Source organism: Sabulicella glaciei (assembly GCF_026183895.1).
GTDB lineage: Bacteria > Pseudomonadota > Alphaproteobacteria > Acetobacterales > Acetobacteraceae > Roseococcus > Roseococcus glaciei.
The window spans coordinates 23,448-36,202 of the sequence record NZ_JAPFQI010000030.1 but is presented as its reverse complement, the minus strand read 5'-3'; the positions used below and the strand labels follow the sequence as shown (position 1 = coordinate 36,202).

Here is a 12,755-nt window from a genome sequence, read left to right as displayed (position 1 = left end):
ACCCACCTCAAAACCAGGTCTCCCCGAGGGCCGTGCAAGACCAGCACGTTGATAGGCCGCAGGTATACGCGCAGCAATGCGCTCAGCCGAGCGGTCCTAATCGCCCGATAGGCTCATCCATCAAACCAGCACGGTCCATCCCTTTGGGATGAACACCGCGCGCAGCACCAAAGCTCACCCACACAACCAACCATCCACCTCACCTTGTCGCCCCTTTGGTGATCTTGGTTCGGTGGCCTGGTGCCGATTGCGGAGTTGCTACACCCGATCCCATCCCGAACTCGGCCGTGAAACACTCCAGCGCCCATGGTACTGCCGCTCAAGCGGCGGGAGAGTCGGTCAGCGCCAGGCCACCCAACCAAGATCACCCCTCACCACCCACGCGGGGTGGAGCAGCCCGGTAGCTCGTCAGGCTCATAACCTGAAGGTCACAGGTTCAAATCCTGTCCCCGCATCCCCTGATCGCGAACAAACCCCGTCCACGAAAGTGGGCGGGGTTTTTGCGTTGTCCGATCTCTGCAATTGCAGGCCCGGCACTCCAGCTGCACCCAGCAACGCGGACAGTTCGCCGCGCACCTCAATGCGTGGTGCTCCTCCCGAGAGCGTGGGCGGGAATATCACAATGCAATCAATCAGAGCGCGTGCGGCTTCAATGACTCCCTGTTCAGCCGTCTCCCCACCGAGTTCCTCCCGTAGCCGAGCAACCCGCTGGCGATAGACTTCCGAGAGGTTGCTGTGCAGGCGCGGCAGGGGCGTAACGGCCTCCGATGCGTCGATTTCGGCCTGCAACTGGGCCTGTTCCGCAGACAGGTTGTCGAGTTGTGCTTGAAGGCCGGGAGCACGATATCCGTCGGCCAACGCATTGATCAGGCCGTTCAATTTGCGCGTGACGACTCCCAAAGTCTGCCGGGTCTGTGCGATTTCCGCCGTGCGGACCGCTACCAGACGGTTCCACTCTGTCGTGAAGCCCGCCACGAAGTTCGCCAGGGCGTCCGGCTGCATCAAATCGTCCGCCATGGCATCCAGAATTTGCGTTTCGAGACGGGTGCGCCGCACGCGGGTCCTGTTGCCGCACGTTCCCTGTTTCGCCATGGCTTTGCAGGACATGTAGTCCTTGCCTGCGGTGATGAAGGGGGCCCCGCAACTCCCACACCGCACCTTGCCGCTGAGCAGATTGGGCGCACGGCGATGCTGCCAAAGATGATCCATTGCCTCGCCTGTCAGCGCATCCCTTGGACGCGCCGCGGACGCCAGACGGGCCTGCACCCTGTCCCACAACTCCTGGTCAATGATGCGCAACTCAGGGACAGGGGTGACGATGACCGCACTTTCGGGATTATCGCGCGCCACCCGGAGGCCGGTGTCAGGGCTTTTCAGCCACCGCCTTTGGTTCCAGACCAATTCGCCGATGTAGATCCGGTTCCGGAGGATCCCTGTGCCGCGCTTGGCTTGGCCACGCAGCGCCCCATCCGACCAGACCCCGTCGCGCGGGGAAGGGACATTCCTGGCGTTCAGCGTCTTGACGATGGCAACCGGACTTTCGCCATCCGCGAACCGCCGAAAGACTTCGCGCACGACCTCCGCCTCGGCGGGGTGAATCTCCCGCAGGCCACGTTCAGCCTCGCCATTCCGGCCCACCGAGCCACGCACCACGCAGTAGCCGTAGCACAAGCCTCCCCCGCTCCGGCCCTGCAGCACCCGGCCTTCGAGGCCACGCCGAGTCTTGTCGGCGAGATCCTTGAGGAAGAGCGCCCCCATGGTACCCTTGAGGCCCACGTGCAGCTCCGACACCTCACCCTCGGCCAGCGTGATGATCCGCACCGCGGCGAAGCGCGCCAGCTTGTAAAGCGATGCAACGTGCTCCTGGTCCCGGCTCAGCCGGTCCAGGCTTTCCGAGAGCACAACGTCCACTCGTCCGGTGCGCATGGCCGCCAGCAGCGCCTGATAGCCCGGGCGCAAAGCGGTGGCCCCGGAGATGGCAGCATCGACGAACACATTTTCGACGACCCAGCCCTCGCGCTCGGCCCGCGCCCGGCAAATCCGGATCTGGTCATCGACCGAAGCCTCGCTCTGGTTCTCAGAGCTGAAGCGGACATAGATCACAGTGCGAACTGCACCAGCAGGTGACTGAGCCCCACGTCTTCCAGCCATCATTGGACCACCACCAGTAACAGCCAGCAGGTCGCTCCCACCGCCACGGCCGCCATGACCAGCGTCTCCATGTTTCCTGGCGAGGCAACGCCGTCTCCGCCCATCTCCCGCTCCCATGCTGCCCAGGCTCGGCGGGCTTCGGTCCGTCCCATCTCCAGTGCCAGCGCTAGAAATCTCTCCTGCCTGGAGAGGCTGCACCGTGTAGTTCCGCCCGAGCCTTCCGCTGCTCCAGACAGGCCTTGTTTGTGCGTCGCCTCCTGTTTCGAACTGGCGCGGCATGTTGAAGTGTCACTCACGCGGCGCGGTCCTCGTTGGTTGTCACAGGCGCGAGGATACTCGTCGTTGGCTCAATGGGGGAGGCGTTTCGTTCTCAGAAGCGCAAGAAGGACAGGCAGGCCACGATGTAAAGGTTCCGCCCGGCAGGCAATCGCCTCAGCAGAGGGCGGGGGCGTCAAGCCTTGGGCCGATGCTCGAATCGGGTGGGAGCCACAACCTCTATATGGACAGTTCCGGCGGAAGCTTTTTGGGCAGCGGATCTCGGGCGGCGCGGCATCCCGGCAAACTAACATCGGCGATTCCACCCGAAAACAAATGTTTCCGGACAGCGCAGGCAGGTGGGGCCGCTGAGATGAGCAGAAACCACACTTAGAAGGAGAGCCTCTCGCGCCTCGCACGGGGAATGGCCCGTGGTCTTGACTTGCCCTGTGCTCCTTTGCACCCTCGTCCGTCAGGGGCCTTCCGCGATCGCCCCGTGAGGCTTCGGTCAAAGCATCGCGTCCACGCTCCGGCGCTCTGCGCCGAAGGAGGACGCCTGTGCCGAGCCACGGTCTTATCACGCAAAGTCAGCTTTCCCGGCTCTTGGGGACACCGGAATCACCCACGGTGCTGGATGTCCGCACCGCCGAAGACTTTGCTGCCGACCCGCGTGTCCTGCCCGGGTCCATCCGACGGGATTTCCGCTCCGTGTCGGACTGGGCCAGCGAGTTCGGGCCGGGCCCCGTCGCCGTTGTCTGCCAGCGCGGCCTGAAGCTGAGCCAGGGCGTGGCTGCTTGGCTCCGACAGGCGGGCGGCACCGCCGAGGCACTCGAGGGCGGCTTCGAGGCCTGGGCAGCGGCCGGCGGGATGCTGGTGCGACCCGATCATGTTCCGCCCCGCGACCCACAGGGCCGCACGGTCTGGGTCACGCGCGCCAGGCCAAAGATCGACCGCATCGCCTGTCCCTGGCTGATCCGCCGCTTCGTGGACCCGGCAGCCGTACTCCTTTTTGTGGCCCCGTCCGAAGTGGCATCGGTGGCCGACCGCTTCGGCGCCACGCCCTTCGACATCGAGGGGGTGTTCTGGAGCCACCGCGGCGAGCTTTGCACCTTTGACGTCATGGTGGAGGAGTTCGGCCTGTCCTCCGAGCCGCTGGCCCGGCTGGCCGCCATTGTCAGGGGCGCCGACACGGCCCGGCTCGACCTCGCGCCGGAGGCAGCGGGGCTTCTGGCCGCCTCGCTTGGGCTTTCCCGCATGTACCGCGATGACCTCGCCCAGCTCGACGCCGCCATGGGCCTCTACGACGCTTTCTACCGCTGGGCGCGCGACGCCACGACCGAGACACACAACTGGCCAGCGCCGGGGGACAAAGCATGAGTTTGAAGGCGACAAGCGAGGCGGTGGCCGCGACGCAAGATATTCCTGAAACCGCTTCAGCGAGGCTGCCGACCTTTGCCGAGGCGCTGCGCGTCTGGTGGACGGTCGGTTTGCTCTCCTTCGGCGGCCCGGCGGGCCAGATTGCCCTGCTGCACCGTGAGGTGGTGGACAAGCGCAACTGGGTGTCCGACGCGCGCTTCCTCCATGCGCTGAGCTTCTGCAACCTGCTCCCCGGACCTGAGGCACAGCAGCTCGCCACCTATCTCGGCTGGCTGCTGCACGGCGTGCGCGGCGGCTTGGCCGCGGGGGTCCTGTTCGTCCTCCCCGGCGCCGTGGTGATGCTCGCGCTTTCGGTGGTCTATGTGGTCTTCGGCCAAGTGCCGCTTGTCGCGGCGCTGTTCTTCGGCCTCAAGGCGGCGGTGCTCGTACTGGTGGTCGAGGCCCTGCTGCGCGTGGCGCGACGGGCGTTGAAGACCGGCGCGGCCTGGGCCATGGCAGGCGCCGCCTTCGTCGCGCTGTTCGCGTTCGGCGTGCCTTTTCCCCTCGTTGTGCTGGGTGCTGCGCTCATCGGCTTCCTCGCGCCCTCGGCCTTCCGCGCCAGTGAGCATGGCAAGGCCAAGGAGGGCCCACCCGCCGTGCTGGACGCCGTGCTGGCCGCGGATCCGGGCCGGCCCGCCCGGCTGGCCAGCCAGGCTTGGCGTGCGGGGTGGGCCGCGGTCGCGCTCTGGCTGCTCCCGGTGGCGCTGCTGATGCTCGCAGGAGGCGGTGTCTTTGCCAACATCGCCTGGTTCTTCTCGGTGATGGCGGTGGTGACGGTCGGCGGCGCCTATGCCGTGCTGGCCTACATCGCGCAGGAGGCGGTGCAGGGCTATGGATGGCTGACGGCGGACCAGATGCTGGTCGGCCTGGGGCTGGCCGAGACCACGCCGGGGCCACTGATCCTCGTGCTGCAGTTCGTCGGCTTTCTCGCCGGGCATGGGGCCGGCGGCATCGTGTACGGCGTGCTCGCCTCGGTCTTGGTGCTCTGGGTGACCTTCGCGCCTTGCTTCGCCTGGATCTTCCTCGGCGCGCCCTTTGTCGAGCGGCTGCACGGCAACCAGAAGCTGACCGGCGCCTTGGCCGCAGTGACGGCCGCGGTGGTAGGCGTGATCCTGAACCTGGCGCTTTGGTTCGGGCTTCGCGTGCTGTTCGCCGATGTCCGCGAGGTCCGGCTGGGCATCCTGGAAGTGGACCTGCCCGTGCTCGGCAGCCTGGACCTGCTTGCTCTCGGACTGGCGGCGTTGGCCGCGGTCTGCGTGTTCTGGCTCAAGCTTGGCTTGGTGCGGACGCTTGGCGTGACGGCGGCGGCAGGCCTGGTGCTGAAGCTCATCCTTGGCTGAGGAGTGCGAGGCTGTTGGCGGAACTCCAGAAGGGAGGTCGACATGCGTGCGAGCAGATGGCTGGGATTCGGCGCCATGAGTGGCGTGCTCACGGTGGCCTGCGTGGTCGCCAGCGCACAAGAGCGCCGGGACTTCGAGGGAGTGGAGTCGGGCACGCCGCCACCGGGCTTTTCCTTTGCCTTGACGGGAAGGGGTGGTGCGGTGCGCTGGGTCGTGCTCGAGGATCCCTCCGCGCCCGCAGGGCCGGGGGTCATCGCGGAGACCAGCGGGGATCGGACCAGCGACCGCTTCCCGCTCGCGATCCTGGACGACTTCGAAGCGCGCGACGTCGCGGTGTCGGTCCGTTTCAAGGCGGTGTCCGGCACCGTGGATCAGGCGGCCGGCTTGGTGGTACGGCTGCGTGACCCACGCAACTACTACATCGCGCGCGCCAACGCGCTCGAGAACAACGTGCGCCTGTACCGCGTCGTGGACGGGCGCCGGACCCAGTTCGCCGGCGTCAGCCTGCCCGTGCCGCGCGACCGCTGGCAGACACTCGGTCTCCGCATCCAGGGGGACCGGCTTTCGGTCTCGCTCGATGGGCGCGAGTTGTTCGCGGCCACCGATCGCACCTTCCGCGAGCCAGGTCGGGTTGGCCTTTGGACCAAGGCCGACAGCCTGACGCACTTCGACGGGCTCGAGGTCCAGACGCTGGAATGAAGAACGGAATGGCCGACGGAGCAGCCCCATCCGGGTTGGCGCCCGCCGCGGCGCTTGGCGGTCCGGTTCGGCGCATCCTCGCGGCGAGGGGGCTGCGCGACTTCGGCGACGGTCTCGTGGCGGTGCTGCTGCCCGCCTACCTCCTCGCGCTCGGCTTCGGCGCCGCCGAGATCGGGGCCATCGCCACCTTGGCGCTGCTTGGCTCGGCTGTGATGACCTTGGGCGTGGGCATCGCCGGCGCCCGCGCGGACCCGCGCCTGCTGCTCCTGCTGGCTGCGGCTCTGATGACGGTGACCGGGGTCGGTTTCGCCCTGGCGGCAGGCTTCACGGCAATCGCGCTCATCGCGCTCCTGGGCACCATTAATCCTTCGGCCGGCAGCGTGAGCATCTTCGCGCCCCTGGAGCAGGCGCTGCTGACCGGGGCGTCGACGGATGCGGGGCGGACGAGCGTCTTCGCGCGCTACAGCCTGGTCGGCTCGCTGGCGGCCGCCGTAGGCGCTCTTGCCGCTGGCGCGCCAGAGCTTCTCGCCCGCTCCGGCATCGCGGAGATGGAGGCGCTGCGTTCCGCCTTCCTGCTCTACGTCGCCCTCGGTGTCGCCTGCCTGCTGGCCTACCGCGCCATCCCTGCCCTGCCGGCGGCGGATCGTCGGGAGCGGCACGCACCGCTCGGGCCTTCCCGCGGGATCGTGGTGCGGCTCGCCGCGCTGTTCAGCGTGGACAGCTTCGCGGGAGGCCTCGCGGTGCAGGCGCTGCTTGCGCTGTGGCTGTTCGAGCGCTTCGGCCTTTCGCTGGCGGAGGCGGGACTGTTCTTCTTCTGGTCGGGCGTGCTTTCGGCCTTCTCCTTCCCGGTCGCCGCCTGGCTCGCGGGACGGATCGGGCTGATCAACACCATGGTCTTCACGCACATCCCGTCGAGCCTCTGCCTCATCGCCGCGATGTTCGCGCCCGACGTCGAGTGGGCGCTCGGGCTGCTGCTGGTGCGGGCGGCGCTGTCGCAGATGGACGTCCCGACGCGGAGTTCCTACGTAATGGCCGTCGTCACCCCGCCTGAGCGGACAGCGGCCGCGAGCTTCACCGCCGTGCCGCGAAGCCTTGCGGCCGCGGCTGGCCCCGCGATCGCGGGCGCCATCATCGCCGCCGGCTACAAGGCGACGCCCTTCATCCTCTGCGGCGTGCTCAAGATCGCCTACGATCTGGCGCTGCTTTGGGCCTTCCGCCACATCAAGCCACCAGAGGAGCGGTAACACCGCCGAACGAGCCGACAGCATGACGATCAACCCGGTGCATCCTTCGTCCATTTTGGGCCGAGTGTAAGATCCGCCGTGTCCGTGGATGCCGCTGCGGTGCAGTCCGTCCGGGTTCGCATCACGGGGAAGGCGAGGGGCCTGGAAGGCGGGATGGTTCCGGGCAGCGCAACCACGGTCCAGTTTCGGCTGCGAAGCCTATCGGCCGTCGAGGAAGTCCCGCAGGGCCCCGAGCAGGGCCGTACGCTTGGTCGGCTTTCCGACATTCCGCGCGCTGGCCAGCACCGCGTCCGACGCGAGGTCGGCCGCGCTGTAGGCGCTCGTCAGCACAAACGGCACCCCCATCGCCTTCAGGGCCTCCGCCACCGGCGTCACCCGCTCGCCGCGAAGGTTCACGTCGAGCACCGCGACGTCGGGCCGATGGCTCGCGAGGAGCGCCAACGCCGCGGCCACCGTCGGGGCCGGGCCGATCACCACGAACCCGGCTTCCGTCAGGTTCAGCTCAAGTTCCAGGGCAATAAAGGTCTCGTCCTCGACGACGAGGACCTGGCAGGGGGCGGTGCCACCGGGGCTCTCGCCTGAGAGGGACCCCACGGCGGCTCCTCCTTGAATGGTGCCTACGTCAGCGGCACCGAGATTTCCGCGTGTAAACCCTCCGACTCGAAACAGAGTTTCGCCTCACCTCCAAGATCGGCACCGGCGCTGAACTCGATCAGGCGCGTGCCGAAGCCACGTTTGGCCGGCGGCTCCACTGGCGGACCTCCCTGTTCGCGCCAGTGCAGGAGCAGCCGCCTTGCACCGTCCTCCCGCAACGTGACGCGCCAGTTCACCCGTACGGCGCCGCCAGGCACGGAGAGCGCGCCGTGCTTGAGGGCGTTGGTGACCAGCTCGTGCAGGATCAGGCCCAGCGGCATGACCTGGGCGGTCGCCAGTTGCACGGCCGGGCCCGGCTCGATGCGGGCGCGCTCCGCCCCGATCGGCTCCAGCGCGGAGCGGACGACGTCGGCAAGGTCGGCTGCGGTTCCGCCGGCGAGCGAGGCGTCCTGGGCCCGCGCCAGAGCCTCCAGCCGGTCGAGCAAGGCGTCCCGATATTCCTCCCCGGTGCGGCCGGCGGCCCGTGTCTGGACCGCCAGCGCGCGCACCACCGCGAGCAGGTTGCGCATGCGGTGATGGGTCTCGGCGAGCAGGACGTCCTTTTCCGCCTCCAGGCGGCCACGCTCGGTGACGTCCTCGAAGGTCACGAGCATGTCCCTGCCGTGGCCGCCGGGAGGCGCCATCCGCCGCGCGCCGACGAGCATCGTCCGGCGGCCGATGCCGGGAAAGTCGTGGGTCACCTTGTAGTCGATGACGGCGGCCGCTTTGGGGACCACGTCGGCCAGCAGAAGGCGCAGTTCGGGGATGTCCCACTGGCCGTCGCCGAGCGCGAAGAGGCGCTGGCCGATGGTGTCGTCGCGCTCGACCCCGAAGGCGTCGAGAAAGGCCGGGTTGGCGGCGGTGACGCGCAAGTCCTGATCCAGCACAACGAGCGGCAGGTCGAGGTTGTCCACCACCCCCTTGGCCTGGACGTGGCCGCTCCGCAGCATCCGGTAGAGGTCTTCCAGCGTCATCCGTCACCGTTCCTGCCTGCCAGTGGGGTAAAGGTAGCACCGATCGGCTTCCGGCGCGTGCTCGGCCTGCGCGGGTCTCGCTAAGCCGGGACAACGCTGTGGAACCCTTCTGAACCCGAAATCAACTACTTTCGGGCGGCTGCCCGACCCGTCTTCAAAGCGCCAGCCAAACCGGCTCCTCGCGTGATCGCCGCAACGTCGATGGGAGCCAGGAAGCGGAAATCTCATCCCCTTGAGAGGCCGTCAGCAGCAACGCCGGCCGCAGGTTCTGCGGAGCTTGGGGCCAGAGTGCTAAAGGGTCGTATCTCCCTGCTGCTCGATCATGTCGCGGACCCGGGTGGCGAGGGCGTCGATCGCGAAGGGCTTGGTGATCATCTGCATGCCGGGCTCCAGGAAGCCGTTCGCGATGGTGGCGTTCTCCGCATAGCCGGTCATGAACAGCACCTTCAGCCCGGGCCGGTGCTGGCGCGCGTGATCGGCCAGCTGGCGCCCGTTCAGGCCGGGTAGGCCGACATCGGTCAGGAGCAGGTCGACCCGCAGGTCGGACTGCAGGAGCTTGAGGCCGGACGGCCCGTCCATCGCCTCGACAACCCGGTATCCCAGCTCTTGCAGCACGTCGGTGACGAGGTCCCGCACCGCCGTCTCGTCCTCAACGACGACGACGACCTCGCCGGTCTCGGCGCGACTGGCCTCCGTCACCTCGCCGGGCCCTTCGCCCGTATCGTCCCCGTCGCCGTAATGGCGGGGCAAGTAGAGCTTGACCGTCGTGCCCTGGTCCACCTCCGAGTAGATCTTCGCATAGCCCTCCGACTGCCGCGCGAAGCCATAGATCATCGACAGGCCCAGCCCGGTGCCCATGCCGATCGGCTTGGTCGTGAAGAACGGGTCGAAGGCCTTGGCGATGACGTCTGGCGTCATCCCCGTCCCCGTGTCGGTGACGCAGATGCACACATACTGCCCAGGCCTCACCTCGCGGCTCCTCGCAGCGTAGGCGGTGTCGAGATGGGCGTTGCAGGTCTCGATGGTGAGCATGCCGCCGTCGGGCATGGCGTCGCGCGCGTTGATGGCCAGGTTCAGGATCGCGCTCTCAAGCTGGTGCGGATCGCAGAGTGTCTGCCACAGCCCACCGGCGGTGACGATCTCCAGCCGGACCGCCTCGCCGATGGTGCGGCGGAGAAGCTCCTCCATGCCCGTGACGAGGCGGTTGGCGTCAACAGGCTTCGGATCGAGCGGCTGGCGGCGCGAGAAGGCCAGCAGCCGGTGCGTGAGCGCCGCCGCCCGGTTGGCCGAGGTGATCGCAGTCGTGGTGTAGCGCTCGATGCGGTCCGTCTGGCCCTGGGTGATACGTCGCTGGATCATGTCGAGCGAACCGATGATGCCCGTCAGGAGGTTGTTGAAGTCGTGGGCGATGCCGCCCGTGAGCTGCCCTACCGCCTCCATCTTCTGGGACTGGCGCAGCGCCTCCTCCGTCCTGGCGCGCTCCGCAACCTCCTCCTCGACGCGGCGCTCCAGCGTGTCGTTCAGCTCGCGCAGCCGCTCCTCGGCGCGACGGCGCTCCTCGACCTCGCGCTGGGCCGATTGGAACAGGCGGGCGTTGTCGATAGCAATCGCCGCTTGGCCGGCGAGGCCGAGCATCAGCCGCTCGTGGCGGTCCGTGAAGCGGCCCGGCTCCGGGTGACCGAAGAACAGGCCGCCGACCACCTCGCCCGAGCGGGAGACCACCGGCACGGCCAGATAGCTCCGGACCGGCAGGTGCCCTTCTGGCAGGCCCCGGTGGGGCTCGTTCCGGCCATAGCGGGGGTCGGCCAGGATGTCGTCTGAGCGCAGGACACCCTCGCCATGGAAGGTGGGCCGGAATACGTCCGTCGCCCGCGGCATCCCGAAGCCCTCGAACGCCGACCGCTCCGCGCCCGAGAGCGTGTAGAGCATGTAGCTCTCGCCGGCCTCGTCGAGCACATTGTAGAAGAAGGCGCCGAAGGCCGCGCCAGTCAGTTCGACCCCGGCATCGGTAACCCTCTGGACCACGCGCTCAAGGTCGAACTCCCCGGCAAGGGCCGCCCCGGTCCGGTTGAGGGTCTCGAGCGTGCGCGTCTCCTCGGCTAGACGCTCATAGGCCGACTGCCGGTCCGCCTCACGCGCCTTCTCCCCGGCGATACCGCGCGCCTCGATCACGGTGCCGATGGGCCGGCCTTCGTCGTCCATGACGGGGCTCGCGGTGAAGGACACTGGGTAGAATGAGCCGTCCGGCGCCACGAACAACTCCTCGCCCGACATCTGCGCCCGCTCCGGGAAGGCACGGTCGATGGGGCACTCCTCCCGCGGATAGTGGGAACCGTCGGGGCGCGTGTGGTGGACCACGTCGTGCAGCGGCCGGCCCCGCATGTCCTCGAAGCGGTAGCCCGTCAGCTTCTCGGCGGCGGCATTGGCGTAGGCGCATTGCTGGTGGTGATCCATCAGGAACACCGCCTCGCGGGTGTTGGCGAGGATCGCGTCCAGCCTGCGCGAGGTTTCGCGCAGCTCCGTCTCGGCACGCTTGCGGTCGGTGATGTCGAAGGTGACGCCCGGGAAGCGGATGGGCGTGCCGTCCGCGTCCTTGAGACAGCGCCCGCGCGCGACCACCCAACGCACCTCGCCGTCCTGGCCCAAGATGCGGTACTCGGCGCGGTACTCACCGCCGGCGCTCAGGACCTCGTCCATGAGGCGACCGACCCTGTCCCGGTCCTCGGGATGGACGCCAGCGACGTACTCGGCCACGGGCAGGCCCTTGGCGGCCGCGACCGGGTCGAGGCCATACATCTCGGCGAAGTACGGGCTGGCATAAAGGCGATCAGCCACGACGTCCCAGTCCCAGGTGCCAATGCCGCCCGCCGCCTCGAGCGCGAAGCGGAAACGTTCCTCGCTCAGCTTCAGGGCGGCCTCGGCCCGCTGGCGCTCCGTTTCGTCGCGCCCGACCTTCAGGAAGCCGGTGGTCCGGCCCTGAGCGTCGTGGATGGGACGCACCGATCCGTTGATGAAGACCAGGGTGCCATCCTTGCGGAGGTGCCAGCGCACATCGGGTGCACAACTCTCGCGCTCGGCCGTGGTGGCTTCCCATTCGGGCCGGCCCGCCTCCCGGTCCTCCCGGGTGAAAAGAACATCCACGCATTGGCCAAGGATCTCGTCGGCCGCGTAGCCGAAGGTGCCCTCGGCGCCCGCGGACCAGCTTGTGATCCGGCGCTCGAGGTCGGTGGTGAGGATCGCATAGTCGCGGGCGCTCTCGACCACGCCGTGGAGCTGCTCCTCGCTGGCGCGCAAGAGATCATCGGTGGGCTTTGCCTCTGGAACATCGCGGGACGCGGCCACAACCCCGTGCTCGGCGCGCACGCGCTCCGTGGTCTCGGTGACAACCGCCAGCACGCCAGCGGACCGGCCGTCCTCGTCGGGCACCGGCGAGAAGGTCAGGTCCATCCAGACCTGCTCGGGCCGGCCGTGACGCTGGAGGGTGAGTTCCTGATCCTTGTAGGCGAGGGTGCCGCCCGCCAGCACCACCTTCATCACGTTGTCGCTGAAGTCCGCGACCTCGGGCCAACCCTCGCGTACCCCGGATCCCAATAGCGATGGGTGACGTTCCCCGGCGAACGCCGCATAGGCGTCGTTGTAGAGCATCACACCGTCCTCGCCCCACAGCATCACCATGGGCATGGGCGAGCCCAGCAGGATCGCAGTGGCCGTCCTGAGGCTCTGTGGCCAGCTCTCCACCGCGCCAAGGGACGTGCGCGACCAGTCGTGCCCCGCGATCAATGCCGCCGCCTCGCCATCTGCGTTCAGAAAGGCGGGCGTCGGCCCTCTGGCATCCGATACGTCGGTCACGCGTGTGCTTCCGAGACTGCTTTACGGACTTCAATAGTCGGGAGAAGTGTCGGTGAATATCCCGACGGGCCAGCGGTTCTGCGTTTGGATAAAGGTCCAGTTACTGTAATGGTGGGGGGAGAATTGGCAGGGAGGCTTGTGTTGAGCCTCCTGCCCAACATCTGGGGCGTGCCCTGCACCGTAAGCTACGTTGG

At 67.9% G+C, this 12,755-nt stretch carries 8 protein-coding genes, 1 tRNA gene and 2 rRNA genes; 7 read left to right on the top strand and 4 right to left on the bottom strand.

The genetic code is table 11. From position 1 onward, the window contains the following. The 3 genes from OF850_RS21950 to OF850_RS21940 all read left to right on the top strand — a co-directional run. Positions 1-121: ribosomal RNA gene (locus tag OF850_RS21950) — 23S ribosomal RNA — on the top strand; the annotation flags it as partial. A 115-nt stretch (positions 122-236) separates the two neighbouring features. Next, positions 237-351, top strand: a 5S ribosomal RNA gene (rrf, locus tag OF850_RS21945). A 30-nt stretch (positions 352-381) separates the two neighbouring features. Beyond that, a tRNA-Met gene (locus OF850_RS21940) sits at positions 382-455 on the top strand. Here OF850_RS21940 and OF850_RS21935 read toward each other — a convergent pair. Beyond that, positions 415-2,151 (bottom strand): recombinase family protein, encoded by a 1,737-nt coding sequence (locus OF850_RS21935; RefSeq protein WP_301592462.1) that lies wholly within the window; start codon positions 2,149-2,151, stop codon positions 415-417. The genes OF850_RS21940 and OF850_RS21935 overlap by 41 nt on opposite strands. 813 nt (positions 2,152-2,964) lie before the next feature. Here OF850_RS21935 and OF850_RS21930 point away from each other — a divergent pair. The 4 genes from OF850_RS21930 to OF850_RS21915 all read left to right on the top strand — a co-directional run bounded on the left by OF850_RS21930 (position 2,965) and on the right by OF850_RS21915 (position 7,105). Continuing rightward, positions 2,965-3,783, top strand: coding sequence for a chromate resistance protein ChrB domain-containing protein (locus OF850_RS21930; RefSeq protein ID WP_301592460.1), 819 nt, complete (start codon positions 2,965-2,967; stop codon positions 3,781-3,783). Further along, complete coding sequence (gene chrA, locus OF850_RS21925; RefSeq protein ID WP_301592459.1) at positions 3,780-5,162, top strand: chromate efflux transporter; 1,383 nt, start codon at positions 3,780-3,782, stop codon at positions 5,160-5,162. Before OF850_RS21930 ends, chrA begins: the two co-directional genes overlap by 4 nt. A gap of 75 nt (positions 5,163-5,237) precedes the next feature. Further along, on the top strand, positions 5,238-5,861 hold the full coding sequence (locus OF850_RS21920; protein WP_301592458.1) for a hypothetical protein: 624 nt from the start codon (positions 5,238-5,240) through the stop codon (positions 5,859-5,861). Positions 5,862-5,869: 8 nt separating this feature from the next. After that, positions 5,870-7,105: an MFS transporter gene (locus OF850_RS21915; RefSeq protein WP_301592457.1), complete on the top strand. Its 1,236-nt coding sequence runs from the start codon at positions 5,870-5,872 to the stop codon at positions 7,103-7,105. 198 nt (positions 7,106-7,303) lie between these two features. On the opposite strand, the gene OF850_RS21910 is transcribed toward OF850_RS21915, so the two are convergent. From OF850_RS21910 to OF850_RS21900, 3 genes are all read right to left on the bottom strand, one after another. Continuing rightward, the gene (locus OF850_RS21910; RefSeq protein ID WP_301592456.1) at positions 7,304-7,699 is read right to left on the bottom strand and encodes a response regulator; all 396 of its coding nucleotides are present in this window, start codon (positions 7,697-7,699) and stop codon (positions 7,304-7,306) included. Between the two features lie 23 nt (positions 7,700-7,722). Further along, the gene (locus OF850_RS21905; RefSeq protein ID WP_301592455.1) at positions 7,723-8,712 is read right to left on the bottom strand and encodes an HWE histidine kinase domain-containing protein; all 990 of its coding nucleotides are present in this window, start codon (positions 8,710-8,712) and stop codon (positions 7,723-7,725) included. A gap of 291 nt (positions 8,713-9,003) precedes the next feature. Continuing rightward, positions 9,004-12,561: a PAS domain-containing hybrid sensor histidine kinase/response regulator gene (locus tag OF850_RS21900; protein WP_301592454.1), complete on the bottom strand. Its 3,558-nt coding sequence runs from the start codon at positions 12,559-12,561 to the stop codon at positions 9,004-9,006. Positions 12,562-12,755: the final 194 nt, after the last annotated feature.

What these genes read in the sequence shown, in the direction of transcription:
- OF850_RS21935 (WP_301592462.1), bottom strand. Translation starts at nt 2,151, where the DNA reads ATGGCTGGAAGACGTGGGGCTCAGTCACCTGCTGGTGCAGTTCGCACT.
- chrA (WP_301592459.1), top strand. Translation starts at nt 3,780, where the DNA reads ATGAGTTTGAAGGCGACAAGCGAGGCGGTGGCCGCGACGCAAGATATT.
- OF850_RS21920 (WP_301592458.1), top strand. Translation starts at nt 5,238, where the DNA reads ATGAGTGGCGTGCTCACGGTGGCCTGCGTGGTCGCCAGCGCACAAGAG.
- OF850_RS21915 (WP_301592457.1), top strand. Translation starts at nt 5,870, where the DNA reads ATGGCCGACGGAGCAGCCCCATCCGGGTTGGCGCCCGCCGCGGCGCTT.
- OF850_RS21905 (WP_301592455.1), bottom strand. Translation starts at nt 8,712, where the DNA reads ATGACGCTGGAAGACCTCTACCGGATGCTGCGGAGCGGCCACGTCCAG.